The following is a 26886-nucleotide window of genomic DNA, read 5'->3' on the forward strand; positions in this document are numbered from 1 at the left end:
TAAAAGTCTACGGTTTTTCAGATGGTTCCGGCGTCGGCGTGGGCGTGAGATAGGGCGGGATGTTGATCAGCACCCACGTGGTGTAGCCGTGTTTCTCAGCGGTGTAGATGCGTGCACTTGATGGTTCGAGACAGCCTGGTTCGTCGTGCAGAAAAGCCGGTGGATTCCAGAAGTGTAGCGGTGTAAATCGCAGCTGCCCGTCCTGGCACAGCCAGGCTTCGATCAGGTAGCCACGGTCGTCGTCGAGGCTCATTGGAACCAGGTCCCAGTTGACCATGATGTCTCCACTTTCAACACGGCTCGAGCTTACGTTGCGCGGCGCCCAATAGAATTCGGTATAAGGAAGCAGCGTACGGATTTGCACCAGACTCTCTACATCGCCGCTGAGTATCTCCAGGAATTCGGTTTTCACCCAACAGTAATCGATGTAGGTCCAGGGGTCGACGTAAACCCAGGTGCCGTCTTGATTGCGTCCGAGGACCGTCACCCGATTTTTCGGGAAGAGTCCCCATTCGTAAAGATAGGCCGAGCCGGGGCCGTAGCGGCAGTTGGACTGCACCAGGACGCGTGCTTGTACCACTTGCGTGGGCGTGATGGTGGGGGTGTTGCTGGGGGTCGGCGTCTGGCTGGGCGTCAGGGTGATGGTCGGTGAGGGAGTGATGCTTGGTGTGAGGGTCTTCGTTGGCGTCAAGCTCGGCGTGAATGACGCCGTGGGCGAGTTGGTTGCGGAGGGCGTGATCGTTTCGGTCGGAGTCGCTGTCGAAGTCCTTGTGGGCGTCGGGGTAGAGAAAATTTGGTCATCGAGTACGACTCCCGAGCCAAATCCTGCGGCAAACAACACGATACCGACGAGAAGAAATAGATACCAGCGTTTCATAGGTATGATTTTCAACGTAGAACGGATTTCGTGCAAGTGTACGATGGTCCAAATCGGATGAGCCCGCATTCACGATAAGTTACCCGAATTTGTTGGGTATTCCGATAAATGCCCTCAGTGTGAACCGCCGAGAAGCAAACTGATGATGATGGAGATACCACCGGCGATAACGGTGCGCAGTCCGTAGAGGAAAACGTTCTGGCGGGATACGCGGCCCAGGAAGACGCCTAAGCCAAACAATGCCAGCAGCGACAAGCCGAGTGCGCTGAAGTAGACCCAGTGAACCGTGGGGAAGAGGTGCGCGAAGAAGAAGGGGAGCAACACGATCAAGGCGGCCAGGAAGGGCGAAAATCCGTCCACCGCTGCGACGATCACCACGGCGGCGCGCGAAGCTTCCCCCAGGCTCGTTTCGCTCAAGCTGGTGAGTGTGATCCCTTCGAGTTCGTGGAGCTCCCGCTGGCGTTCGGCGGCCTCGGTGAGGTAGGCGCCCCACAGTCCTGAAATACCCATGGCGATGCACGTCGTCATACCGGTCGTCACGACGATTCTGGGTTCTTCGACGCCGGCGGTAAAGTTTCCCATGAGCACGCCGATGATGGTCAACACACCATCGAAGGCGTTCATCGCAAAGTAGCGCCGAGCGATCTCGCCGATATTGGAGAGTCGATTGTAGCGCCGAAATCTTTGTGCAAAGCGTTCCAGAGGGTTCACGTGTTCATCCGGAGCGATTCGAATCTACCACTGGATTTAGTCCTGCAGGGTGGAGGCGTCATCGATGATGGCCTTCCCCGCGACTGCTTCGTCGATCGAGTGAATCGAACCGCCCAATTCCCGGATGAGATCCCGCACGGTCTCAAAATTGATATCGGATCCTTCGATGGTCACCTTGGCGTTCTCCACTTTCCGGTCGATTTCATAGATGCTGATGTTTACGGAATCCACACCCGGCAATTCGCTGATCTGTTGGGCGAGCTCAATGATCGTCGGCTCGAGGGGTTTTAGCGTATCGAGCACCAGTCGTCGTACGGCTCCCATACTACACACTCCAATTTACTGCAGGAATCGGTCTTTATTGTAACAGGTTGTCATCATCAGGGCCTCGCGATCGTTTATGAACAACCGGGTTGATCCTGGGTTGATGTTGCCGAGATAATGCGTCGGGTTCAGTTTTCATTGAAGACTCTCTGATATTCTGGTACTTGCTGGAAGCGTATTACGATACATTTTTTTACACCGCGAGTTTGGGGTGTGATCATGAACGACGCACGAACGATGTGTCAGCTAATTCAAGATTCTGCGATCATTTTCGATTTGCATGCGCACCCCTCGCTGAAATGGTCGATCATGCGACGGATTTTTACGTTGAATCACAAGGCTGCGCCTCGCTTCGATCCCTTTAGTCTGCGAACGGATTTTTCGAAACTGCGTGCCGGTGGAATCTCGGCTTTGAATTCGGTGATCTATGCGCCTGAGAAGGGACTGCTGGATGATTGTGGATTGCTGCGTTTGCTGCGTTTTTCCCTACCCGTCTATAAGGATATTGCATCGCAGCAGTATTTCAAGCTCACGCTCAAGATGCTGGACGAGATCGAGAATATGGTAAACGAGGCGGTAGCCCCGGAGACGGGTGAACCATTGGCGAAGATGGCACTTTCCTTACGGGAGTTGAATGATTTACTTTCGCTTGGAGGAAAAGGTCCCATCGCTTACGTTCATTGCGTGGAAGGTGCGCACAGCATAGAACTCGACATTAATAAACTGGAAACCCTCTTCGAGCGCGGTGTAGCATATCTCACCCTGGCTCATTTCTACGACAACGGTGTCGCGCCGCCGGTCTTTCCGTTTCCCGAAACGATGCAGAAGCTGGGTTGTTTCGGAGGGAAACGCGATCTAACCAGGGGTTTGAGTGAATTGGGGGTGAAGGTAGTGGAGCGGATGATTGAGTTGGGCATGTTGATCGACGTCACACATTGCACGCCTCCTGCGCGGAGACAAATCTACGACATCGTTGGAGATCGAGCGCCGCTCCTGGCCACGCACGTTGGCACCGCCGAGATCAACCCAAGCCCCTACAATCTACAGGATTGGGAAGTTCGAACCATCGCTGAAAAGGGCGGCGTTGTCGGCGTGATCTTCATGAACTACTGGCTTGCGCCCTATCATCGTCTGCGCGGGATCGATTTCGTCTCTCAAACACTACGGCATTTCCATCAGATTGCCGGTGAGGATCACGTGGGTTTTGGAAGCGATTTCGACGGTTTCACCGACCCTCCGGATGATTTGAAGGATGCGGGTGAAATGAAGTTCTTGATTCAACGTTTAGTCGTCGATGGATATTCTCAGACACAGATCGAGAAGTTATTAGGTTTGAACGCGTGGCGTGTGTTGCGTGATGGCTGGGGCAAAACAGGGTGAGTTTTGCCGTTTGTTGCTCGTTTTTACGTGTATTTACAATGCCCGAGGTGCTCCGTAAAAAATCAGTTCGTTGAGGCAGTCCGGCCGGGCTGCTTTCGATGCGGATACATTTTCCACTGAGAAGGTGTATCATCTTGGATAGGGTAAATATATGCTATAAAATGCTCCTTTACGACAATCCATGAATTCGACTTCGATGGTAAAACGAGCATTTCAGGCAGGGCGGCTTTACCGCGATCTGAAGCATCATCCAACAAGGCCTCACATCTGCTTCATGGACTGAATATGTCGTGTAAATGAGTATGTGAAGGAATCTCTACGCGAATGTTTTTGAGCACAGCGGTTTATCTGCTTCCTTATTTTCTGTCGATCGCGGTTTCTACAGGTGTTGCCCTTCTGGCGTGGAAAAGAAGATCAATCGCAGGAGCCGGTGCATATTCGATATTTGCACTGCTTCAGGCATCATGGACTCTTGGATACGCATGCGAACTATTGGCATCAAGCCTTTCCGCGAAAGTCTTCTGGGATAACACGCAATTCTTTGGGATGCTTTTCTCGCCTCTGGCGTTCTTATGGTTTGCCTTTGAATATTCCGACGCCGACATGACGACGATTCGAAGGGTGATGAAATGGCTGGCGAGTTTTTCGATCGCAGGCTTGATTTTGGTATTCACAGACAATCTGCACGGGTTGATTCATTCACGAGCCTGGATCGTTCCCGGGGAACCTTTTTCGGCACTCGAGTATGATTTCTCCCCTATCTTTCTGGTGCTGACGGTTTATGTCTACATACTGGTCCTCTTCGGAATCTATAAACTCTTTCGTCGCTTCCTGCGCCCGGGGAAACTCTACCGTTACCAAATCCTGACAGTTCTGATTGGCGTGATCATTCCATTGTTTGGCGCGGCACTGACCCTCGTTGGCGTCGATTTCTCGATTCACCGGGATACCACACCGATTACCTTCGCCATTGGAAATCTCTTCGTTGCGGTGGGGTTGTTTCGCTATCATCTATTTAAACTCGAGCCGATCGCCCGCGATCTGGTTTTCACGAGTATGCGTGATGCGGTGGTTGTTCTGGATGCGGAAAATCGAATCGTCGACATCAATCCGGCTGCTCTCGAAGAACTGGGCAGAGAATTTTCGGACGTTATCGGAACACCGGTTACGGATGTATATGCGCTCTTCCCTGAGCTACTCGTGCGTTATATGGATAGGGATGAGTTTCACGAGGCAGTCACCATTGAAGAAAACGGCGTACCTGGTTATCACGATATACGTATCACGCCCATCAGAAATCGCCAGGGGCAATTAACGGGTCGATTGATCGTCGTCCGCGATATCAGTAAAGAAGTGCAAGCCCAGAAAGCACTCTTCGAGAGCGAGGCGAAATACCGTAATCTGGTCGAATCGACGAAAGATTGGGTTTGGGTGATCGATGTAAAAGGACGGCATACGTATTCAAACCAGGCGATACGCGATTTGCTGGGGTATGAAGTCGATGAACTCATAAACATATCGGCCTTCTCAATAATGCATCCTGACGATCGCGAACGCGTGCGTGAGATGGTACAGCGGTCGATAAAGGAAAAGCGGGGATGGTCGGATGTGTCCATTCGCTGGCTGCATAAGGATGGCTCGATCCGTTTCATGGAAAGTACGGCAGAGCCGATGCTGGATGGAAATGGGAAATTGATCGGCTTCAACGGCATCGATCGCGACGTTACGGAACGAAAACGAGCGGAGGAGGAGATGCAGCGGCACGCTTCTCGATTGGAAATGGCAAATCGTAAACTTGAAGAAGCGAATGCGCGTTTGCAGATCCTTGATCGTGTGAAGGATGAGTTTGTCGCCAACGTCTCCCACGAACTACGAACACCGATCACCAGTTTACGGCTTTATTTGAATTTGTTGTCCTCGCGTCCTGCGAAATGGGATCAGTATATGGACACGCTCGACCGCGAGACAGAACGCCTGGAGAGTATGATCGAGAGTCTGCTGCAGCTTTCACGCCTGGATCAAAATCGCATGCCGATAAAATTCAAGCGAGTGGATCTCAATACGATTGTGGAGGAATACGTCGGCGATCGTCTACCGTTGGCCGAAAAGGCCGGTATTCAGCTTAAACTGGAAAGGCAGAATGGTTTGCCAAAAGTGAAGGCCGACCCGCAGCTCGTCGGGCAAGTGCTGGGTATAATCCTGACGAATGCAATAAACTACACGCCTTCTGGCGGTGAAGTGGTTGTAAGCACAGAAGCGCACAACCAGGCCGAGGACTCCTACGTGGGTTTCTGTGTGTCAGATAGTGGGCCCGGGTTGAGTCGGGAGGAGCAAGCGCAGATATTCAGGCGTTTTTTCAGGGGGAAGGCGGGACTCGAATCGGACGTCTCGGGGACAGGCCTGGGCTTGGCGATTGCGAAGGAGATCGTAGATGAGCATGAAGGTTTGATCGAAGTCGAGAGCCGGGGTGTATCCGGCGAGGGAGCGACCTTTCGGGTTTGGCTGCGGGTCTAAGTTGCTGCATCATCCATTGTGCCGTCGTTCATCAAATCAAGAAGAAGGAGACTCAAAATGAAGCTCAGTGCTCCAAAGCAACCGACGTGGTGGATCGCGCTTACGGTTGGCGTTTTAGGCATTATCGCCAATTACGTATCTCTCGGTGTGATTACAACGAACAAGTTCTGGTTCGTCGTCGCCGGATTCGTGCTCCTGGTTCTGGGTACTTTTCTGCCGGGTCTGTAATTCCGCAGCTTTTTCTGATGGATCGAAAAGTGAATTTCAAATAATGAGATAACAAGCGCCCGAATGGGCGCTTGTTGGATCGCGGTTTCGAGTCGTAGAAGTGGGATACAGGACATCGCATTTTAATCCCACTGTGGACGAGGCTCTTCGCTTTTCTAGTCTAAAAGCTCCAACGGGACATTGCCGCCATTCTCGGCGATCTTCTCGAGCACGGTCTTGTGGAGCCAGGTGTTCATCTCCGCCGACTCGTCCATTTTATCAGCCGGGCATCCCAGTTCCACGGCAAGTTCCTTGCGAGCCTTGTAGCTGCTGTCGAGATTGAGCAGTTTCAAGAGATCGACGATCGAGGTTTTCCAGTTGAGTTTCTGTGGATTCTCTTCCGCCATCGTTTCCAGTCTGGCCATCACGTCGACCATGGGCATCTCTTTTGATTTTGCGGCGCGCATGGCTTTTATGCGCTCGATTCGCGCATGTCGCTCGGCAGCAGCATCGGCCGAAGTCTTCGTCGGCACGGGCTTAACCTTGGCGGCGGCTTCTGTTTTCTCTTTATCAAATCCCAACTTTTCCATTATATTGCTGAAAATACTCATTCCACATCCTCCTGTTCCGTTTTCTGCGGTTCGCTAGATGGATACGTATTCGACGTCGACTCATGTTTCGACTTGTAATTTTCCCCGAGGTTTCCATAGCGCAAAACTTCGGGCAACACGAAATGTGCTGGATTGTCATTCTTATTGCTGAACGGAGGCCTGAAAGGCTCGATTTCTTCGGGATTATTTCTTGCCCCCGAAAAGCCCGCCCAGGAGATTGGCTCCGAGCGAGATGATCTCATCCGAGACATCGCCATCCCCGTCCATGTCCAACAGCTGGGTCAAACCCGAGGAAGTTTTCTCCACCGTTTTTCGCTCTTCCTGAAGAAGCGAGGATACACCGTCGGCGTCGAGGTTCTTATTGCGTTGAATTTTCCCCAATGCGCCCAACACGAGCGGCGCCAGCATGGCGAATATCTGTGAGACTTGCGCGCTGTCGATGTTCGTTGCTCGACTCACGCTGTCCATGATGCCGCTGCTGTTGTCCCCGAAAACGTGGCCCAGGATCGCCGAACCGTCTTCGACAGTCTCCCGCTTCGTGATGGCCTGCGTAATATTGTCGAGGATGCTCCCATCGTGATCGCGCTGGATCGCATTGGTCAGTGCCTCGGCACCGCTTTTCGAGGAAGATGTGTTGCGGTTGAGTGCGCCGATGAGCATCGGCAACGCCATGCCGATCACCTGTTGCGCTTTTCCTTCGTCTATGCCCAATTTCTCGCTGATTTGGTTTGCTCCGCCCGTTCCTAACTGTGACAAGAGTAGTTCAATGATCGAATCCACGACAGCCTCCTTGTGGTTTTCACCCCGTCGCATCCGGGTATTTTAGGTACAAGAATTCTAACATGCTGGAAAAAGTAAGTACTGGCCCAATGGTCCTCATTCCTATTATATAGTAGGTTGGCGCTTCGTTCTACGACGGAATTGATCGATTGCATTTTGTTTTCGGCTTGAACGTTCGTTCTCGTCGGTTGAGGCGTTCGTACTTCATGATCCGATAATCCCGGTTCTCCAGGGGTTCCATCAGTCGTCATCAGAAGACCAGGGATCTGAAATACCCGGACTATGAAACTCGGCCAAGGAACTATTATTTACGTCCGGTGTTTCTTCATATAGATACGGCTGCAATCGAGTTATTCGATAAGATCGTGCGAAAACACGCCACATGAATCTGGTTGTTCATGTTGGGGCCGACAATACAATCGTCCTGAATCCATTTCAATGACCCGAACAAGGGAGGCAGAAAATGAAGCTGAGTGCTCCGAAGCAAATTACCTGGCTCATTTCCGTCGTGCTCATCGTCGTGGGAATCGTTGCGGAATTCGTCGATCTCTCCATCGTCACACAGTACAACTTTTGGATCATGACGGTCGCCGCCGTTCTTCTGGCGCTGGCCACATTTCTGAAAGGTCTATAAGTCGCTGACCGGGTGCGGGCCAGTCGCTGCACTGTCGGCCCCGATGATTCTTGGTCCGCACCCACATATCTCTTTGAACAGGCGCTTGCCACGAATGACCGCGGGCAGCGCTTTTTATTTTTCGTGATTCAACGAAGCGATGGGGTCATACGATTTGCGATGAATTTCACTAGGCCCCATTTTTTGTAAGGCAGCGCGGTGTGCGGCCGTGCCGTATCCTTTGTGCCGATGAAATCCGTAACCCGGATAGCGGCGGTCGAGCGCGATCATCGCTCGATCGCGCGCCACCTTGGCGATCACGGAGGCTGCGGCGATCGAAAGGATGCGGGCATCCCCGTGAGTGACGGCAGTCTGGGGGAGATGGACCTCGGGCAGACGGATGTGGTCGATCAACAAGTGTTGGGGTTCGCAGCCGAGCTGTGCGATGGCTCGCTGCATCGCTTTGCGGGTGGCGGAACTCAAACCCATCTCGTCGATTTCTTTCGCCGTGGAGAAACCGACAGCGCTGGCGAGCGCGATTTCCTGAATGTGTGAATACCAGATCGTGCGTTGTTCGGGCGTCATCTGCTTCGAATCTTGAACCCCGTCGAGCCGGAAGGCAAGATCGAAACGTTGAATTGGGAGTATGACGGCCGCCGCGACGACGGGACCCGCCCATGCGCCGCACCCGGCTTCGTCCAAACCTGCGATCAACTTACAACCGGATCGCAGCAGTTTGAGTTCGTAAAACAGATCGGGATGCGAAACGACAGCTTCAATCTGGTGCATAAACGCCTCGGATCGCGTTCAGCCGTATGCGAATCAGATCGCAGAACATGGTAAAGGTATCCTGCACGATGCGCACACGACTGCCCGGGTGGAAGTACCAGGGAACGGGCACTTCGACGATTGTATACCCTCTCCTTTGTGCCAGGAAGAGGACTTCTACGTCGAACGTCCAGCCGTCGATGACTTGTTGGTGGAAAAGCTCGTCGACGACTTCTGCTCGAAAGCACTTAAAGCCGCATTGTGTATCTTGTAGATTCAAGCCGGTAAACAGGCGAACAAGCAAGTTGAAACCGCGGCCGACGAAATGGCGGTAAACGGGTTCGTCGTAGCGAACTGCGCCCGGTGCTTCACGGGATGCGATGGCGATATCAAAAGTTTCCAGTTGAGGCGGAATAAAATGCCTGACCTCCTCGATGGGCATGGAGAGATCTGCGTCGCAGATGAAGCGATAGCTCCCTTTCGCCTCTAACATTCCCCGGCGGACTGCGAGTCCTTTGCCGGCTCGAGTTTCGTGAAGCAAGTGCAGGCAGGGATGTTCGCGCTGATACTCCCTGACAATTTCCGCGGTACGATCCTGGCTTCCATTTTCGACGACGATGATTTCAGAGTCGTATTCTTGCTTTTCGAGGAAGGATAAAACCGTTTCCAGAGTCGAAGAAATGCGGCGTTCTTCATTGTATGCAGGGATGATGATGGAAAGAAAAGGTTGCAAGCTCGTACCTCGGAATTGGGATCGGCGAAGTTCAGAAGGCAATGTCGGCAAGCACCATCACGGCCATAACTGTTATGATCAACAGCTCGATAAACGCCATAACCGCAAGCAGTACAAATTGATTTCTTGAAAAACCCCATCGGGCGTAAAACGGTGCGCCCAAAGGTGGTGCGTCCGGAGCATTGGGGTCGAACATCGGATAGTCCATGGGGTCCGTATCGGGGAACTTGAAAGGCGGGAGTTCTTCAGCGGCAAGTGGTTGCTCTTCTTCAGTGGTGAAAGGTGGAAGTTCGTTGATCAACCCCGGCGCCAATTCGTTTTCCGGCTCCGCCACTTCATCGGTTTCAGATTCTTTGGGATGGAGAATCGCGTCCGAAATGGCGCGGATATCGTCCTGATCCATGATCGGTTCGATCTTGAGTAAATTCACTGCGAAGTGATCGATTGCGTCTGCCTGAACGATACGCACACCGGGATTCAACTGATCGATGTGGGCATTCACGTCCGTGAATAGCAGAACCGACTCAATACCGGGCAGCCCGTACCCGCGATCTTGAATGGAACGGAGCAGCACGTCCGCCATGAGACGAACGTCATCCATCGGATTTGGACGGGCGCGTCTGAACTTTCGACCGCGTGGATCGAACTTCTGCCACTCATCTCCCTTGGCTCGATAACTGCCGCGTACTCGATTCGGCACGATGACCCGAACCCCTTGGGGACTTAACAGCATCATGGGCACCGGCAGCTTCGTGCCGGGGATGATCGCATTACGAATCATGATATGATCGCGCTTGAGGGTCTTCGACAGGCGTGCGCATATTTCTTCCTGGGCTTGCATTTCGTCATACCAGTTCAAACCGAAGTTGAGCGTGCCTTTAATCCGATTTGCCAAACTGATGGTTCCGTCTTCTTCACGGAGGTCAGAACACTCGATGACCTTCATGTGAGCACCTCTATCGCATACGTTTCGTGATCGTCGTAATTTCGTCCGTTCTTCGTTTAAACTGATTATAAGGTACTCACATCCTGGCACAAGTCAGCGGCAAAGAAAGCGAAACGAAACGGGATATGAATTAACTGCAAAACGTTCAAGGTGAATTATATCTCTGTGCCTTGCCCGTTTACGTTTATAATCGGGGAACGGGTAATTCATGCGACGTCTATTGCTGCGCACGATAAGTTTGCTCCTGTTTTTATCCACATGGTCCACGTTTGCCGGGGAAGCGCAAACGGGGAGGCGTGTTCTTGTTCTTGAGGCAGATGGACCGCTGACGCCTGCGATGGCTGAATATCTGGATCGCGGTATTTCGCGGGCAGAACAGGAATCGTACACCGCGTTGGTGCTTCAATTGGATACGCCTGGCGGCTCGATCGACTTGATGGACCGCATGGTGCAATCCATCCGTGCAAGCCGGGTACCGGTGATCGTCTACGTCGCACCCCGCGGGGCAATAGCCGGAAGTGCAGGGACCGTAATTACGCTCGCCGGCCATGCGGCCGTAATGGCGCCTGAAACGGCGATCGGCGCGGCCAGTCCGGTTGGAGGGCAAGGGGAGGATCTGGGCGAGACGATCGAAGCCAAAGCGAAAAATATTCTCAAGGCTCAAGTGCGCAGCCTGGCTTCGCGGCGCGGGGATGATGCGGTTGCGCTGGCGGAAGCGACGATCGAATCGGCGGAAGCCGCATCTGCAGCAGAGGCGTACGAGGTCGGTTTGATCGATTTCATCGCCTCGGATGTGAATGACTTGTTAACGCAGCTAAACGGTTTCGAGGTATCGATCAACGACGAGACGGTCGTTCTCGAGACCACGGGCTCTGAAATCGTGCCGTTCGGGCAGAGCTTGATCGAACAATTGCTGCACGTGTTGACCGACCCCAACGTTACGTTCTTGCTGATCACCGTCGGCATTCAGGCGATCTTGATCGAGATCTCAAGCCCCGGTGGGTGGGTAGCGGGATTTATCGGTGTGATATCGCTAGCCCTGGGAACGCTTGGATTGGGCGTTCTTCCGGTCAACTGGTTTGGCTTGATTTTCCTGATCACCGCATTCGTGCTGTTCATTCTGGATGTAAAAGCGCCGACACACGGCGCCCTCACGATTGCCGGGATCGTATCCATGATCGTAGGGGGATTGGTCCTATTTAATTCTTCCGACACGCCCTCTTTCCAGCGAGTGTCGGTGCCGTTCGTCGTCGGCGTCTCGTTGATGTCGGCGGCGTTCTTCATGACCGTACTGGCTTTTGCTTTGAAGGCGCAGCAGAGACCAGTCGGGGTGGGTGCGGTGACGCTTCTCGGGAAAACGGCAGAAGTGCGATCCAAATTCACGCCTTCGGGCATGGTGCAGGTCGCTGGGGAGTTGTGGTCGGCGGAAATTGAAGGGGATGTGTCCGAGGTGGCACCTGGCGACCGCGTGGAGGTCGTCCAAGTCGACGGACTGCGATTGAAGGTACGTCCGATTCGGAAGAAGTGAGTTGACTTGTCGAACAACAGATTGTACACTAGCGCCGAAGCTTGAATAGGAGGTTGACATGTCATCGTCCTCATTTCGATTTATCGTTCGAACTGGTCCAAACCCCGGCATGGTTTTCGAGCTTACGGAAGAAGTCATCATGGTGGGGCGGGATGTTACCAACGACATCGTCATCGGTGATGCGGAGATGTCACGTCAACATGCGCGATTGACACGTACTCCCGGTGGTTATGTCATCGAGGACCTGGGATCGACGAACGGTACTTTCGTCAACGGCGAGCGGCTCATGGCGCCGCGCGTGTTGAATCCCGGCGATTTGGTTGGCATGGGGGAAACCGTCACGATGACGTTCGACGCTGTCTCGCCAGAATCTGCGGAGACGGTGGCGCGTCCTCCTGCAGGCCCTGCGAAGGTAGTCCCTCCTGTGCAGCAAGCTGCACCTCCTGTCCAGCAGGCAGCGCCTCCCGTACAGCAGGCCGTCCCCCATGCAGTTGCGGCCGCACCCGCAGCCGGTGCTCCGGCTGCTGCTCCAAAGAGTCGAACCACCCTGGCTTTGGCAATGGGGGGATGTGTGGTCTTGCTGCTGATTTGTGGCGGCATCTTGTGGTTCATGCCGCTGGATTGGTGGTGTGTTTTACTCACACCGCTGCAGTTCCTTGGGTTTAGCTTCCCCGGTTGTTGAATCCACGCACCCACACACTCTGAGGGCGGTTCGCAGGACCGCCCTTTTTGTGTTAATTCCTCCATGTCAATCTCTCCGTGATGTAACGTTCAGTCGTCTTCCGCATCCATAGATATATAAAATCAAACCAACGGTAGGAGTATTGATCATGGAGATGGAAATCACTTTCCCGGGTGGATCGCGAGTGGATGCGCAGTTCGGCCCCTTTCGAGTCGAGACCGATCAACCCGTTCGAGCGGGCGGAGCGGGCTCGGCTCCGACGCCGTTTGCCACTTTCCTGGCGTCGATTGGGACCTGTGCAGGAATCTATGTTCTGGGCTTTCTGCGTCAGCGCGGAATTTCCAGCGAAGGCGTTCGCCTGATTCAGCGCATGCACTCGAATCCGTACTCGGGTATGGTGGAGGAAATCGATCTGGACATCATCGTGCCGCCTGATTTTCCGCAAAAGTATTACGAGGCGCTGGCCCGCACGGCTGAATTATGTGCGGTGAAAAAACATTTCGAACACCCACCGAGTTTTAAAGTGGCGACGACGGCGGCCCAGCCGGTTGTTTCCTGAAGAAAAATGCGGCTACAATCTAGAGTGGAGGTCGCCATGGGGAGAAGACTGTCCACTTTGATCCGTGTATGGGCCGGATTGCAGCTTCTGCTGGTGGGATGCGCCCCGGAAACCCGGACGCCATCAGCGCTAATCGAGAGCGACCAGACGCCGGGTGTTGAAGACGAAGGTGTCGACGCGCTTGCGACGGACGAGTCGGCTGGCTATGCGGCAGCGCGTGAAAGGATGGTCCGAGAGGGCATCATTGCACTGGGAGTCGAAGATGAAGCCGCAATCGAGGCGATGGGGATCGTACCGCGGCACGAATTCGTTCCCGACGAGTACCTCGAATTGGCGTACGCCAATCATCCGCTGCCCATCGGATACGGCCAGACGATCTCGCAGCCTTACATCGTCGCCTTGATGACCCAGGAATTGAAGGTAAGCGAGGGGGATCGCGTGCTGGAAATCGGGACCGGATCGGGGTATCAGGCGGCTGTGCTGGCACAAATGGGGATAACCGTGTATTCGATTGAAATCATCGGTCCCCTCACCGAAGCAGCAGCACAGCGGCTGGACGAGCTTGGATATACCGACGTACACGTGCGCCACGACGACGGTTATTTTGGCTGGGAAGAAGAAGCACCGTTCGATGCCGTCATCGTCACCGCAGCCCCGGATCACGTACCACAACCGTTGCTCGACCAACTCAAGATCGGCGGTGTCCTGGTAATCCCTGTCGGCCCGGTCGGCGGGTATCAAGAATTGTGGCGCATCGTCCGGGTTGGTGAGACGGAGTATCAATCTGTGAGTCTCGGCGGGGTGCGTTTCGTGCCGCTAACGCGCGATGTGCGGGAAGAGTAGCGTAAATCGGGCGTCGAAACGAATGCCACGCAGATTCTTCTTGCTACGTTTTTACGCCGTTTTGTTTTTCAATTGGGTTGATCTCAACCTGCGTGTTTCCTCAAACCCGGTATGGACAGCCACGCTCCGAAATATGCCAGCGCTCCGATGTAGAACGTGACGCTGAAACCGGCGTCCAGCGCGATCATTGCCGCGGCGACACCGCTCAGCCCGGAAACTGCACCGTTGACGGCCCAGGCCCAGGGCGTCGCCCCTGGGGAGCTTTCGTGCAAGATTCGCAATCCACTGGCGAACGGGATTCCCATGAGCAGTCCACAGGGAATTAATGTGGCTGCGAGCAGGATCATGCGTGCGCCAAGCGGCCAGGCGAGGCTGACGGGGATGATACCGGGGAGGACGACGTTCGTGGCGATCAAGACGCCGACGAGGGAAAGCAGACTGTATCGAAGTGGGACTCGTGGTGAAATGAAGCTCCCCAATCCGGAAGCAAGCAGCAGCGTAAAGAGCGTTATCGCCAATGCGAAAACTGGGCGTTCCAACGGAAGCGCAAGCCGCTGGATGAGAGGAATTTCCACCAGCATGTATCCGGCACCCAGGCAGGCAAAATAGAGCATGGCTCGATTGGCGGGGAGCGTGTTTCGCTGTCTCTTTCTGCTGGCGATCCACGCGGGCATGACGATCATCGGAACCGCCAAAACCAACATCAAAGCCAATAATGCCAACAACACGAGATAACCGCTTCCGCCGAAGGGCTGCCACGTCAGCCCCAGTGACGCCAGCACTTCCGGAGTCTGGCGCCAGCGGAAGAAGTGATAGAAAAACGGACGGTCGTCGGTCGGTGGACGAAGGTCGAAGTCATAGCTTCCGATTGCGGCTTCCGGTGTTTCGAGAATGGCGAGATAGATTTCGTGGTATACGTCTTCCGGCAGGCGATTGTGGCGGTTTAATTCCTCGGATTGAAGATCCGGCAGATAGATGGGATCGAAACCATTCCGCTCGAGAAACGACCGCGCGGCTTCCAGCTCCGCTCGTGTGTATGGCCGGCGCGCACCGATGATCGTCGCCGTCCGCATGCCCCGATAGGCGATCAGTCTTCCGGAAAGGTCGGCCGCATTTTCATCCCGAAACGCCTCCAGCAGAGTTGACCAGGCCCGTGCGGATTCGCTTGGCGGGGTGCCCAGCCAACGCGTGATCACGAGCAGGCCATTTTCACTGAGCCGGCGATACGCATCGCGGAAGGATTCCGTGGTGAGGTCGAAATTTTCGGAAAGGCTGAACGCGCCCGAAGTAACGGGGCGGAACCCCTGGCTGAGGGCGAAGCAGATCACGTCGAATGCCTCGTCCGTCTTGCGCAGAATCGTACGGCTCGTTCCGGAATATACGCTCAGTTTTGGATGGAACAGGAGCCGTTCGCTAAAATCCGCGTACTCGTTCGTCAGTATCTCTCGGATCGCAGGTTCGCCGAACGCGGTGGTTACCGATCGGGCCTTTGCAGAAAGCGCGATCACGAGATCGAGACCGGCTCCGGGGGTCAGCACAAGCACGTTGGCGTCCTGGCGAAGTTCGTACGCCAGGGAAGGCGGCATGTAGGCGGCGATATCTTCGGCTTGCGTTGACTCTGGAGAGAGTGCGTTGATCGGAGTGGGGCCGTCTCCGTCGACGAAAAGACCCGCTTGTCGCGGAGGTATGATGGGCGCGTTCAAGCTGAGTCCCGGAAGAACGTGGATGCTGCTGCTCTCCACGACGTTCACGCGTGCGGAAGCGCTGGAATTTGAAAGGGTGATCCGCGCCGCGGGCGCAAGGCGGGCGATGGAAAGTGGTTTGTAGGGCGAAAGCCGCAACGCAAGGATTTGCGGTGTAATCAAGCCGAAGAGAACCAGCAGCGAGACCGCCGTGAGAAACAGCCACGTTACCCTGTGCGCCGAAAAGGATATTGCGGCGAGCAGGCCGAGAAAGATCGCCAACGTGATCGTGCTCTCTTCGCCGAAGGATGAAATGACGATTAATGCCAGCGGGACGCCCAGCGCCGATCCGACCAGATTTGCGGCATACGGGCGGTGTGCGTCGGCGCCGGCAGACGCCATACATGCGCCCACGCTCCAGCCGGAAAAGAAGAACGGTGCACCGGCGACGGAGAAGTACAGCAGCAGAATCCACACCTGCCGAAAATCCCAGGCAATGCTGTAGGAGTCGAACGGCAGGAAGTTGATCGTCAGATACGAAAACGCACTTGCCAGGGTGAATGCGATCGCCAGCAGTGGAAGGGAAGCAGGCCGTCGACGGAGTGAAAGCACCAATCCGCTGGCGGCGAAGCCCATCACCGCCAGACTGACGACGACGAAGGCGAAGTGATGGAATTGTTGGATGGCGAAGAGGCGCGTCAAACCCACTTCGAAGGTCAGCGACCCTGCAGAGATCAGCATGATGCCCGTTGAGCTGCGGTCGAGGCACAGTACGCTTATCATCGCTTTCATGGTCTTCACAGGCATTGTATATCAAGTGAGTCTTGCGACAAACGCGCAGCGGAGCGCCCTTTTGGGGCGCTCCGCGCGGTCATGGGAAGTGGATCTGATTTACTCGTTCTGGGCCAGGACCGGTTCGGCATTTTTTACGGCCGAGAATTCCAGTCCGTCCTTACCCTTTTCCACCAGCAGTGTTTCTCCGGGAATAAAATCACCGGCCAGCAATTTAAGCGCCAGTGGATCCTGCAGTTCGCGCTGGATGGCACGTTTCAGCGGGCGCGCGCCGAAGACCGGATCGTATCCGATTTCGGCAAGATAGGCTTTCGCTTCCTCGCTCAGTCGCAGGCCGAAGCCCTGCTCTGCCAATCTGGCGCTAACGCGGCGCAGTTGGATGTCGACGATCTGACGCAGGTCCTCCTTCTTCAACTTGTGGAAGATCACGATCTCGTCGATGCGGTTGAGGAACTCCGGACGGAAGTACTGCGCCAGCAGCTCGCGTACCTCGCTTTGCGTGGCCTGTTCGGCCTTGCTTTCGTCGCTCCAGAGTTGGGTGCCCAGGTTGCTGGTCATGATCACGACGGTGTTGCGGAAATCGACCGTGCGGCCTTGCCCGTCGGTCAGTCGGCCTTCATCGAGCAACTGCAGCAGCACGTTGAACACATCCGTGTGAGCTTTTTCAATTTCGTCGAAGAGGACCACGCTGTAGGGCCGTCGTCGAACGGCTTCGGTGAGTTGGCCGCCCTCTTCGTAACCGACGTATCCGGGCGGCGCGCCGATCATGCGTGCAACGCTGTGCTTTTCCTGGTATTCGCTCATGTCGATGCGTGTCATGGCCTTGGGATCGTCGAAGAGAAACCTGGCCAAAGCGCGGGCCAGCTCCGTTTTACCCACTCCCGTCGGGCCGAGGAAGATGAACGAACCGATGGGACGCTCGGGATCCTGCAAGCCGGATCGCGAACGCCGCACGGCGTTGGACACGGCGCTGATGGCCTCGTCTTGCCCGATCACGTATTGATGCAGGCGCTCTTCCATGTGCAGCAGTTTTTCCATCTCACCTTCGAGCAGTCTGGAAACGGGAATTCCCGTCCAGCGCGAGACGACGGCAGCGATATCTTCGGCGTCGACTTCCTCCTTGAGCAGCGCACCCTCCGTTTGCAGCTCTTTGATGCGCTTTTCTTGCGCTTCGAGTTTATCTTCCAACTCGCGCAGCGTACCGTAGCGCAGGCGGGCCGCCTGCTCGAGGTCGGCGTGCCGTTCGGCTTGCTCTACCTGCATACGCGTTTGCTCGATCTGTTCTTTTAGATCTCTAAGTTTTGCGATGGCCTCTTTTTCGGTCTGCCAGCGTGCATGGAGCTGGGAAGATTGCTCGCGAAGATCGGCCAGTTCCGCTTCGATTCGCTCCTCGCGTTTTCTCGATGCCTTGTCTTTTTCCTTCTTCAAGGCCTCGCGCTCGATCTCGAGCTGCATGATCTGGCGATCCACTTCGTCCAGCGCTTGCGGTTTCGAATCGATTTCTGTGCGCAGGCGGGCCGCCGCTTCGTCGATCAAGTCGATGGCCTTGTCGGGCAGGTGGCGGTCCGAGATGTAGCGATTGGAGAGCGTCGCCGCGGCGATCACCGCATTGTCCTGGATGCGTACGCCGTGATGGACCTCGTAGCGTTCCTTCAAACCGCGCAGGATGCTGATGGTGTCCTCAACGCTGGGTTCGGAAACGAACACGGGTTGAAAACGACGTTCCAGTGCGGCATCCTTTTCGATGTACTTGTGATATTCGTCCAGCGTCGTGGCGCCGATGGCGTGCAGTTCCCCGCGGGCCAGCATCGGTTTGAGCATGTTGCTCGCATCCATGCTGCCTTCGGCTGCGCCGGCGCCCACGACGGTGTGCATCTCGTCGATGAAAAGGATGATCTCGCCTTCGGATTCGGCGACTTGTTTCAGCACGGCCTTAAGCCGTTCTTCGAATTCGCCGCGGTACTTGGCGCCGGCGACGAGTGCGCCCATGTCCAATTGAATGATGCGGCGATTTTTAATGCCTTCCGGCACATCGCCGTGGGCGATGCGCTGAGCCAGCCCTTCGACGATGGCTGTTTTCCCGACGCCCGGCTCTCCGATCAACGCCGGGTTGTTTTTCGTACGGCGGGACAAAACCTGAACGAGTCGGCGAATTTCCTCATCGCGGCCGATTACCGGATCCAATTTACCTCGCCGAGCGAGCTGCGTCAGGTCGCGTCCGTATTTTTCCAATGCCTGGTAGGTATCTTCCGGATTGGGCGTGACCACGCGCTGCGAACCTCGAATCTCGGTCAACGACTGCAGGATACTTTCCGGGGTAATGCCGAAATCGCGCAGCCGTTTGGCTTCGGGCCCCGAAGCCAAAGCCAGGAATATGTGCTCCGTGGAGACATATTCGTCTTTCATTTTTCCGGCCTGTTTTTCGGCCAGTGAAAGCAGTTCGGTGGTCGCCGGTGAGAGACCCGGCTGAACGCCTGCGCCCTGGATTTTCGGGCGGTTTGCGACGTCCGTTTGAAGTTCCTCTCTCAACCTCGCCGGGCTGCCGGAGATGCGCGTGATGATCGCCGCAACAACGCCGTCGCTTTGATTGACCAGGGCCAACAATAGATGTACTGGCTCGATTGTGCTGTTGTGATTGTCCTGAGCGATCTGTTGCGCCGAGAGAATCGCTTCCTGTGCTTTTTGCGTATATTTTTCTAGATTCATATTGTCATTCCTTTACTTCAACGTTGTACTTGCCCTCGCGCGCAGGATGTGTCAAGTTTGAAAGCCTGTGCTCTACGACCTGCGAGGCCTTCTCTATCAGTGTAGATAATCTGCGTATGAAGAGCGTTGGAGCAGTGTTAACAAGAGGTCAACACGGTTGTTAATGGATTTCCAATGTCCGATTTACAACCTTCTGATAATCCGCCGGTATGCTTTTGTTGTGAAAACGATAATATCGAATAACAATGGAGGTTATCAGATGGTTACGTATTATTTGGCACCAAGAAGCGCTCGACGTATTCGGCGCTATGAACCCGTCGGTTTCAATGGCGGTCGCCGGATCCCGGTGGACGTCCACGCCGATCAGGATGGATACATCATTACCGCAGACGTGCCGGGCTTGAAAGCCGAAGACATCTCGATCGAAATCCTGGATGATGTGGTGACTTTGCGCAGCGAGGTTGAACACGAGAACGGCAATGGCAATGGGAAATACCTGCTCCGTGAACTGCGTCATGGTGGATTTACCCGCAGCCTGCAGCTGCCGACCGCTCTCGATCCGAATGCCGCAGAAGCGAAGGTCGAAGATGGTATCCTAACCGTACGCATTCCGAAATCGGAAGATGCGCGTCCGAAGGAAATCAAGGTCGAGGCGAAATAAGAAATACCATCCGTTAGCGACAATGGGCGAACTTCTTCGCCCATTGTCGCTTTGGAGTATCGATGTTTCCGATTCGCGACACCATTCGTTCCCGATCATTCCCGATCGTTACTTACACGTTGATTGCGGTCAACGTTTTTGTGTTTCTGCTCTCGATTTCTCTGGGCTCGAACGTATTCAATCAGATTGTTGGCGTTTTGGGTCTCGTACCTGCCGAGATCACCCCGGCGCGGCCGTTCGGACTGCTCACGCTGGTGAGTGCTATGTTCCTGCATGGGGGTTGGTTCCACTTGATCAGCAACATGTGGATCCTTTTTATCTTCGGCGACAACGTGGAAGATCGCATGGGGCGCAAACGATACCTGTTTTTCTACATGCTGAGCGGAATCATGGCCGGAGTGGCGTATACCAGCGTCATCACGTTGTTCTACGGCGCGGGCTCGACTGCGTTTCAAACCCCGACCATCGGTGCAAGTGGGGCAATTGCCGGGATCCTGGGCGCCTATTTCGTTATGTATCCGCGAGCGCGCGTTACTACCCTCATACCTCTCTTCATCTTCCCCTGGTTCATAGATATTCCGGCGGCCCTGTTTATCGGAGTCTGGTTTCTTTCTCAATTGTCCTCCGGACTGATCAGTTTGGGCGCGCAGGTTGCCTTTGGTGGAATTGCGTGGTGGGCACACATTGGAGGATTCCTTGTTGGCGTCCTGCTCGGGCGCTTGTTTGTGCCGCCTACACCGAAGCGCCCTTTGCTGTATGCGCACCCTTCACCCGACGGTGGGGTTTGGTACACTATTCAGCAACAGGATCGATGACTTCGCCGTTCCGGCCGTCCGACAGCGGAATTCGTCGAACCGGTGTATAAAGAGGGGAAACTCTCGTTCGAATCTTACGTAAATACTTATAGGGGTATTCGAACCGTAACGCTCGAGTCGTTCGATCGATGCAGATCATGGGAAGGATAAGATGACAGCAGAAGATAAAGTCGTCGTCAATCCAAACGCCGCAGATCTGGAAACACTGATGACTTTGCCTGGCGTTGGTGAAGCAATGGGGCAGCGTATAATGGATGCTCGTCCCTTCGTCGATCTCGAGGACATGCAGCGCGTCAACGGCCTGGGTCCTTCGACTTTGGCTCGATTGGAACCATTCTTACAATTTGAATCCGGCGCAGCCGGAGCTCCTTCCAAAGAAAAAGTGAAAGAGGACGAGGCGATCTCGAAGCCAGGAATGCCGGTAGATGGACGGCGGCAGAAAATGGCTGCCGGACGCAAACGCTCGAGGAACAAGCGCCAACCGCTGCTTCCATTTTCACTTTCCATCACCCAAGAACAATGGGGTCTCGTAATCGTAACGGCAGGAATCAGCGTGCTGCTTTCTATCCTGTTGACTTTATCGGTCGTCGCCGGAATCAACGGCACGTTGGACATGGGAAAACATGCCGCGGTGCGTCAATTGGAAAGCCAGCTCGGCGCGCTTCAAGTCGATGTGAATGGCGCCGTTTCGCGATTGGATGCCATCAACCTGCGCCTGGAAGCGATCGAAGGCTTGAGTGGACGAGTCCAAAATGTGGAAGATCAGTTCACCACGCTGCGTGAGGATGTCTCCGGTTCGCTCGATGACGTGGCCGAGATTCAGGCACAGATCGAGCAAATCCATACCGATATCGATTTGCTGACGCAATCGATAGGACGGTTCGACCAGTTTCTCCAGGGCCTGAGACAATTGATTATGGAAGCGCTGCCGGCTTTGGAAACAACGACCCCCTGACGATTTAGGTGGAGAACAATATGGAAGAAGAATTCGAAAGCCCCGAATGGGAAGAAGAATCTGAAGCAGAATATGAAGATGAGGACGTAAATGGGGGAGGAGAACCGAGCGTCTTTCGGCGCTTTCTCGGCTTCCTCTTGAGAATCATCGTCGTTCTCATTCTTGGAATCGGTTTGGGCGCTGCGACATATTATGGAATCCCGAAGTTGTATCGAGATTTCATCGCACCGGTGCAGGAAAATTCGCAGCGATTGGACCAATTGGAGCAGGATCTGACATCTTCGAACGAGATGATCCAAACCCAAATGGATCGACTCGATGAGCGCCTGGTCGATCTCGAGGGGCGGCTGGCCGTTCAAGCGGAAGACCTGTCTGCGCTGGATGCTCGAGTGGAACGGCTGCGCAGCTTGCAGGACGAGCATGCGGATGAGGTCTCCGCATTGGCGCTCCTGCCGGATGATGTCGGCGAGGTTGAATTAACCATCCTGGGACTCGCGGATCGAATCGATGAGATCGAAGCGGAGCTTGATGCGCTGGGTATCCCCGCGCATCAATTCCAGTACCAACTGCAATTGGTGCGTACGATGGCGCTGCTGACGAGAGCGAGGGTATCGTTGATTCACGATAACCTGGGGCTTGCCAGTGATGACATCTCAGCGGCTGCCGACGTGCTGAACGCGATGATCGAGCAAGGAACGCCGGAGGAGATCGATACGTTGGAATCGATTGTCAAGCGGCTGGAACTGGCGCTTGACGACGTTCGCCAGTCACCGGTCATCGCCGCCGACGAGTTGGAAATTGCCTGGAAATTGCTGATCGAGGCTACGGATTACTCTGTGCTGCCTGTGGCGACTGTGACTCCGACAGCGCAGCCCACAGAATCCGTGCCGGAGGAGGATGTCGATGGTTCCCAATGATGATCGTGATGAAGAAACACGCTCGGAGCTCGATGCATCAGCCGCATCGAGTGATGTCGTGGAAAAAACTCGCGGGAAGAAGAAGACAGTAAAGAAGCCGAAACCCCCTTCCGGGCGAATGGACCGGGTCAAGGGATTCGTGCGCAAACTCTTGCTGTGGGTGATCGGTTTGGCCGTCGTTTTTGGGCTGGGCGTAGGTGTCGCCTGGTTCACGCTGGTGCGTGACATCCGCACGGAGAACAACGACCTCCAAAGTCAGGTCTCGACTCTCGAGGCGGAACGAGCAACGATTGAGGAATCCGTCCGCGCGGATTGTGACGCAAAAATCGCAGACATTCAGGCGCAGGCCGACGAGGCGAACTTGCACGTGCAGTTGGTCAACGCCTTGGTCGATGTCTCTTCGGCACGCGTCGCCCTGGGGCAAGATGACCTGGTGGGGATACGCGCTGCTCTGGCGGGCACCGATGACCGCCTGGCGAGTTTGCAGGCCGGGCTCGGTGCGGACGGAACGACGGCCGTTCAAGCTTTGCGGGATCAATTGAAAGATTTGCTGGACAATTTGGGGCAGGATCCGCTCTCCCTTGACCAGGATCTCGAGCGCCTCACCGCCAATCTGCTCGCGCTGGAGCGTTCCTTGTTTTCGGAGTAACCGGCGGGGAGTTTTACTGAGACGAAAACCGCGGCGTTGAATCCAACGCCGCGGTTTTTATGTCAACTTTCGTTCTTGCGAGACATCGATCAGGTTTTATAGCGCAGCACGGCGCCGATGTTCCCCGCCTTTTTTAGGGCTTGGTTATCGTGCAGCACCTCGACCTCGCCGCCGTCGGCCAAAACCTGTCGAATGGCGAGTTCGACGGCGTCCTCGATTTTTTCGATCGGACTCGAACAGAAGGGACAGCGTTTGAGCTTCTGTTCGGAGATGAAACGGCAGCTGACGCAGCGATATCCCGCTGCCCGGAATCCTTCACTGACAACCAGCGTCTGCACGTTGCCGGCTTGCACGGCACCCAACGTGTCACCTAGTCGAATGACGCCCTCACCTCCCTTTGCGGCCGCGGTTACGACCGCTTCCACCAGGCGGGCCTCACGTTCATCCTCGAATTTCTTGGCGGCGTTCATCGCCTTTTCCAGCACCTGCACGTGGCCAGCCGTCATTTCGATCGGGAAGGTGCCCATGACCAGGCACTTCCAACGTTTGGGAAGAAATTCCAGAAATCGAGCCACGTTTTCTTCGGTGCCGCCAATCAGAACCCGGCGGACTTGCTTCTGGTCGAAAAAAGAGGCCGCGAAATTTGCGGCGTCCTTTAAATTGCGTTCGGCGACTTCTTCGGAATAGCGTGTTTGTCCGGTGACTCCACCTCTCCTGCCCGGGCTCTGCGATCCTCCGCCGCGTTTCGTGTGCCGCACGGGTTCCCCGAGTGTGCCCTCGATTTCGTTCAGCTCGCCCAGGTGAAAATTGAATAGCCGCGTACCTTGCTTGTCGACCAGCGCAACACCGTAATGGCCATAACTGTCGATCAAGTCGACCAGTGGTTTTACGTACGGCCGATTTAGACGCCGAGCACGGCTGCGCAATGGAAGCGAAAGTGAGAAAGTGCGAAAAAAACCGTCCTCCGCACACGAAAATACAACCAGACTTCTGCCGCTCCAATCGTACTCGTGCTGCACGAAGCGGATGATTACATCGACATCGTCTTCGGCCTCTTCATCGAAGGCTTTCAACATTTGACGCAGTTGCAGGCGATGAACTTCGTTCGACCCGGAAGCAGGATCGGTGTTCAGAAAAACACTCAAAACTGGATTCTTGGGTCGATATTCGATGAGTTCTTTCAGATCTCGTTCCGTCAGCATCATGCCCTCCAATCCGAGAATTCGGATTCGTGTCGACTGACCGGATCGTTATGGGCGGGCGCCGATGGTCAGCGGTACCTCGATGGTTTCCCCATCACGTAAAACGGTCAGAGTTACGACTTGCCCGACTTCGGTGTGTTTGAGCAGATACGCAAGCAGTTCGGAGAAACGGCTGACGGGGTGGCTGTCGATGGCGATTATCAGATCTCCGCCCGGATGTACTTCCGGGTCCCCGCAGCTTCCGGCGCCGATAAGTCCCGCTTCATTGGCAGGGCTGCCCTCTGTCACGCATGTGAGGTAAGCGCCCAGGGCGTCGGCCGGCAAACCCAGCGATTCGATCGTGCGCAGATTCCATTCCCCAAGACTTTGAACGCCGAGATAGGGGTATTCGTAACTTCCTTCCGAGATCAAGAATGGCAGAACGCGGCTTACGATGTTGATGGGAATGGCGAATCCCACACCGGAATTTACGGGATTGCCGGTCGGGCTGAAACTCTCTGTGGAAATGGCCCGATTGATCCCGATCACCTCGCCGCGCATGTTGATCAGCGGTCCTCCCGAATTGCCGGGGTTGATTGCGGCATCGGTTTGGATTAAGTCTCCGGCCGAAAAGAACGACCCGCCGGGAGCCGGGTTGATGGATTCAAGGGTGCGGCCTTTGGAGGAGACGATGCCGAGCGTCATCGTGCCTTCGTAATTGAACGGATTTCCGACTGCAATGACGAATTCCCCCACCCGCACCTGGTCCGAATCTCCGAACGGAATCGGGACGAGATCTTCTGCAGGGACATCGACCTCGAGCACGGCCAAGTCGGAATCGGGATCCGTGCCAATCAAATCCGCCCAGGATTTCAATCCGGACGGAAAATCAACTTCGATTTCAGATGCGGATTCGATAACATGCTGGTTGGTTAGGATGTGGCCGTCTTGATCGACGACGAAGCCCGATCCTTGGCCCAATGGTCTCGAATCGCCATTATCGCCGATGTCTGCATACGTATAGATCGTGACCACGCCGGGCAAGACACGATCATAGATGTCTGCCAGGTCCAGATCTCCGATCCCGGTAGGATTTTCTTCAACATCAGCCGTTTCGACTTCCGTTTCGGCTGCGTTGTTTTGAGCGCCGGTCGTAGATTCCAGACCTTGTATGACGTTTTCCCCCAAAGTCGACAGGCTGTTGCACGTGACGATGGCGAGAAAGGAGATCAGAATCACGATCGTGATAATACCATTTCTAATTTTCATAACTTCATTCCTCTACCCAGTTATTTTCGATACCGGATCCATGGGCGGTACTACCGAAGTCCAGATAATTTTTCGAACAGCTTTTTTTCTTCATTGGACAATTTTTCCGGCAGGCTTACCCTGAGCGTGGCGTAAAGGTCGCCGCTGGATCCACCGCGCACGTCCGGCATTCCTTTTCCCTTCAGACGAAACACTTTCCCGGGTTGACTCCCGGGGGGAACGGTCAACACCAGGTCTCCCTGCGGACAGGGCACGTGCGCTTCGCCACCCAGCACGGCGGTATACAGATCTACTGCAGCGTCCGTGTAGAGATCGTTCTCTTTACGTTTGAAACGCGGATCGGGATTCACGTTTACTTTGACGTACAGGTCGCCCGAACCGCGTTGGCCCGAATGGCCTTGTCCGCTGATGCGCAGCTTCATTCCGCTCTTCGCACCGGCGGGGACGACCACCTCGAGCTTGCGCCCATCTTGCCGGAGGATTCGCGTCGTGCCCGAGTAAGCCTCGGCGAGGCTGACGTGTATGGATTGTTCGACATCCTGGCCGCGCATGGAACGCCTGGATGCGGACGTTTGACTTTGGTTTGGCATGCCGCCGAAAATCGCGGAGAAGAAATCGGAGAAGCCGCCGAAAAGATCACCCAGATCCCCGACATCGACGTGCACCCCGCCGGGCGAGCCGCTCGTCCATTGCGACCAGTCGAAACTCCCGCCGCGTCCGCCCATCCGCTCCCAGGCTTTGTATGAGCTTCCAAGTTGATCGTACTTCGAGCGTTTTTGAGGATCGCCGAGGACTTCGTATGCTTCGTTGATTTCTTTGAAGCGCGTTGTCGCATCACTGGAGGGATTTTTATCGGGATGGTATTTCAGCGCCAGCGATCGGTAGGCGCGTTTGATTTCCGCTTCCGAAGCGTCACGTTCCACCCCCAGGATCTTATAGTAATCCTTGTATTCCATGCAGTTGTGAATCCTTACTTTGAATTCTAAGGGGCGCCAAGAACGAGAGTCAAGATGCCGCAAACGACTTTAACATGATTCTAACAGTCGTGCTCTCTTTTTGCGACATGAAGTGAAAAATGTGCGCTCTTCCGCGCAGGCGAGCACCTCCAATCCGCGCCAGGACGCAGCCCGTGTTGGAAAAATCGGGGCCGGCAACCCGCCGCAGCGGAGAGACACTCCGGCGT

26 protein-coding genes are annotated in these 26886 nt (G+C 55.0%); 13 read left to right on the top strand and 13 right to left on the bottom strand.

Annotation, left to right across the window (positions count from 1 at the left end; translation table 11 throughout):
* Window positions 1-7: 7 nt before the first annotated feature.
* The 3 genes from P8Z34_05250 to P8Z34_05260 form a co-directional block, all read right to left on the bottom strand.
* The gene (locus P8Z34_05250) at window positions 8-877 is read right to left on the bottom strand and encodes a hypothetical protein (protein MEJ2550070.1); all 870 of its coding nucleotides are present in this window, start codon (window positions 875-877) and stop codon (window positions 8-10) included.
* Between the two features lie 114 nt (window positions 878-991).
* Complete coding sequence (locus P8Z34_05255) at window positions 992-1588, bottom strand: VIT1/CCC1 transporter family protein (protein ID MEJ2550071.1); 597 nt, start codon at window positions 1586-1588, stop codon at window positions 992-994.
* A 36-nt stretch (window positions 1589-1624) separates the two neighbouring features.
* Window positions 1625-1912 carry a DUF211 domain-containing protein gene (locus tag P8Z34_05260; protein ID MEJ2550072.1) on the bottom strand — a complete coding sequence of 96 codons (288 nt, stop codon included), beginning with the start codon at window positions 1910-1912 and terminating at the stop codon, window positions 1625-1627.
* Window positions 1913-2131: 219 nt separating this feature from the next.
* Here P8Z34_05260 and P8Z34_05265 point away from each other — a divergent pair, with 219 nt between their 5' ends.
* From P8Z34_05265 to P8Z34_05275, 3 genes are all read left to right on the top strand, one after another.
* A complete protein-coding gene (locus P8Z34_05265; GenBank protein MEJ2550073.1) occupies window positions 2132-3292 on the top strand; it encodes a membrane dipeptidase in 1161 nt (386 codons plus the stop codon).
* A 324-nt stretch (window positions 3293-3616) separates the two neighbouring features.
* The gene (locus tag P8Z34_05270; protein ID MEJ2550074.1) at window positions 3617-5806 is read left to right on the top strand and encodes a histidine kinase N-terminal 7TM domain-containing protein; all 2190 of its coding nucleotides are present in this window, start codon (window positions 3617-3619) and stop codon (window positions 5804-5806) included.
* A 57-nt stretch (window positions 5807-5863) separates the two neighbouring features.
* Entirely contained in the window at window positions 5864-6034 is a 171-nt protein-coding gene (locus tag P8Z34_05275; protein ID MEJ2550075.1) for a hypothetical protein, read from the top strand.
* A 155-nt stretch (window positions 6035-6189) separates the two neighbouring features.
* Here P8Z34_05275 and P8Z34_05280 read toward each other — a convergent pair whose 3' ends face one another.
* On the bottom strand, window positions 6190-6624 hold the full coding sequence (locus P8Z34_05280) for a DUF3597 domain-containing protein (GenBank protein MEJ2550076.1): 435 nt from the start codon (window positions 6622-6624) through the stop codon (window positions 6190-6192).
* A 183-nt stretch (window positions 6625-6807) separates the two neighbouring features.
* Window positions 6808-7404 carry a DUF937 domain-containing protein gene (locus P8Z34_05285; protein ID MEJ2550077.1) on the bottom strand — a complete coding sequence of 199 codons (597 nt, stop codon included), beginning with the start codon at window positions 7402-7404 and terminating at the stop codon, window positions 6808-6810.
* Window positions 7405-7867: 463 nt separating this feature from the next.
* On the opposite strand from P8Z34_05285, the gene P8Z34_05290 reads away from it, so the two are divergent.
* Window positions 7868-8038 carry a hypothetical protein gene (locus tag P8Z34_05290; protein ID MEJ2550078.1) on the top strand — a complete coding sequence of 57 codons (171 nt, stop codon included), beginning with the start codon at window positions 7868-7870 and terminating at the stop codon, window positions 8036-8038.
* Window positions 8039-8152: 114 nt separating this feature from the next.
* Here the strand turns inward: P8Z34_05290 and P8Z34_05295 are convergent, their stop codons facing one another.
* The 3 genes from P8Z34_05295 to P8Z34_05305 are packed head-to-tail and all read right to left on the bottom strand — an operon-like array spanning window position 8153 to window position 10464.
* Entirely contained in the window at window positions 8153-8806 is a 654-nt protein-coding gene (locus P8Z34_05295) for a ribonuclease HII (GenBank protein MEJ2550079.1), read from the bottom strand.
* Window positions 8793-9518: a glycosyltransferase family 2 protein gene (locus P8Z34_05300; GenBank protein ID MEJ2550080.1), complete on the bottom strand. Its 726-nt coding sequence runs from the start codon at window positions 9516-9518 to the stop codon at window positions 8793-8795. The genes P8Z34_05295 and P8Z34_05300 overlap by 14 nt, the downstream gene beginning before the upstream one ends.
* A gap of 31 nt (window positions 9519-9549) precedes the next feature.
* Complete coding sequence (locus tag P8Z34_05305; GenBank protein MEJ2550081.1) at window positions 9550-10464, bottom strand: hypothetical protein; 915 nt, start codon at window positions 10462-10464, stop codon at window positions 9550-9552.
* Between the two features lie 208 nt (window positions 10465-10672).
* On the opposite strand from P8Z34_05305, the gene P8Z34_05310 reads away from it, so the two are divergent.
* The 4 genes from P8Z34_05310 to P8Z34_05325 all read left to right on the top strand — a co-directional run bounded on the left by P8Z34_05310 (window position 10673) and on the right by P8Z34_05325 (window position 14076).
* Complete coding sequence (locus P8Z34_05310; protein MEJ2550082.1) at window positions 10673-11992, top strand: nodulation protein NfeD; 1320 nt, start codon at window positions 10673-10675, stop codon at window positions 11990-11992.
* 58 nt (window positions 11993-12050) lie between these two features.
* The gene (locus P8Z34_05315) at window positions 12051-12674 is read left to right on the top strand and encodes an FHA domain-containing protein (GenBank protein MEJ2550083.1); all 624 of its coding nucleotides are present in this window, start codon (window positions 12051-12053) and stop codon (window positions 12672-12674) included.
* 148 nt (window positions 12675-12822) lie between these two features.
* Complete coding sequence (locus P8Z34_05320; GenBank protein MEJ2550084.1) at window positions 12823-13233, top strand: OsmC family protein; 411 nt, start codon at window positions 12823-12825, stop codon at window positions 13231-13233.
* Between the two features lie 36 nt (window positions 13234-13269).
* Window positions 13270-14076, top strand: coding sequence for a protein-L-isoaspartate(D-aspartate) O-methyltransferase (locus tag P8Z34_05325; protein ID MEJ2550085.1), 807 nt, complete (start codon window positions 13270-13272; stop codon window positions 14074-14076).
* Between the two features lie 83 nt (window positions 14077-14159).
* Here the strand turns inward: P8Z34_05325 and P8Z34_05330 are convergent, their stop codons facing one another.
* The gene (locus P8Z34_05330; protein ID MEJ2550086.1) at window positions 14160-16550 is read right to left on the bottom strand and encodes a hypothetical protein; all 2391 of its coding nucleotides are present in this window, start codon (window positions 16548-16550) and stop codon (window positions 14160-14162) included.
* A 99-nt stretch (window positions 16551-16649) separates the two neighbouring features.
* Window positions 16650-19256, bottom strand: a complete 2607-nt coding sequence (clpB, locus tag P8Z34_05335) for an ATP-dependent chaperone ClpB (GenBank protein MEJ2550087.1) — start codon at window positions 19254-19256, stop codon at window positions 16650-16652.
* A 259-nt stretch (window positions 19257-19515) separates the two neighbouring features.
* On the opposite strand from clpB, the gene P8Z34_05340 reads away from it, so the two are divergent.
* From P8Z34_05340 to P8Z34_05360, 5 genes are all read left to right on the top strand, one after another.
* Window positions 19516-19917: an Hsp20/alpha crystallin family protein gene (locus P8Z34_05340; GenBank protein ID MEJ2550088.1), complete on the top strand. Its 402-nt coding sequence runs from the start codon at window positions 19516-19518 to the stop codon at window positions 19915-19917.
* Window positions 19918-19979: 62 nt separating this feature from the next.
* Window positions 19980-20732: a rhomboid family intramembrane serine protease gene (locus P8Z34_05345; GenBank protein MEJ2550089.1), complete on the top strand. Its 753-nt coding sequence runs from the start codon at window positions 19980-19982 to the stop codon at window positions 20730-20732.
* A gap of 151 nt (window positions 20733-20883) precedes the next feature.
* Window positions 20884-21687, top strand: a complete 804-nt coding sequence (locus P8Z34_05350; protein ID MEJ2550090.1) for a helix-hairpin-helix domain-containing protein — start codon at window positions 20884-20886, stop codon at window positions 21685-21687.
* 20 nt (window positions 21688-21707) lie between these two features.
* Window positions 21708-22604 (top strand): hypothetical protein, encoded by an 897-nt coding sequence (locus tag P8Z34_05355; protein MEJ2550091.1) that lies wholly within the window; start codon window positions 21708-21710, stop codon window positions 22602-22604.
* The gene (locus P8Z34_05360) at window positions 22591-23253 is read left to right on the top strand and encodes a hypothetical protein (protein MEJ2550092.1); all 663 of its coding nucleotides are present in this window, start codon (window positions 22591-22593) and stop codon (window positions 23251-23253) included. Before P8Z34_05355 ends, P8Z34_05360 begins: the two co-directional genes overlap by 14 nt.
* An 89-nt stretch (window positions 23254-23342) precedes the next feature.
* On the opposite strand, the gene P8Z34_05365 is transcribed toward P8Z34_05360, so the two are convergent.
* Genes P8Z34_05365 through P8Z34_05375 form a run of 3 tightly spaced genes read right to left on the bottom strand, consistent with a single transcriptional unit; the run spans window position 23343 to window position 26659 of the window.
* Entirely contained in the window at window positions 23343-24455 is a 1113-nt protein-coding gene (locus P8Z34_05365) for a hypothetical protein (protein MEJ2550093.1), read from the bottom strand.
* A 48-nt stretch (window positions 24456-24503) separates the two neighbouring features.
* Window positions 24504-25703 carry a trypsin-like peptidase domain-containing protein gene (locus P8Z34_05370; GenBank protein MEJ2550094.1) on the bottom strand — a complete coding sequence of 400 codons (1200 nt, stop codon included), beginning with the start codon at window positions 25701-25703 and terminating at the stop codon, window positions 24504-24506.
* Between the two features lie 50 nt (window positions 25704-25753).
* Entirely contained in the window at window positions 25754-26659 is a 906-nt protein-coding gene (locus tag P8Z34_05375; protein MEJ2550095.1) for a DnaJ C-terminal domain-containing protein, read from the bottom strand.
* Between the last annotated feature and the right edge of the window lie 227 nt (window positions 26660-26886).

The organism is Anaerolineales bacterium (assembly GCA_037382465.1).
In the GTDB taxonomy this organism is placed as follows: Bacteria; Chloroflexota; Anaerolineae; order Anaerolineales; family E44-bin32; genus WVZH01.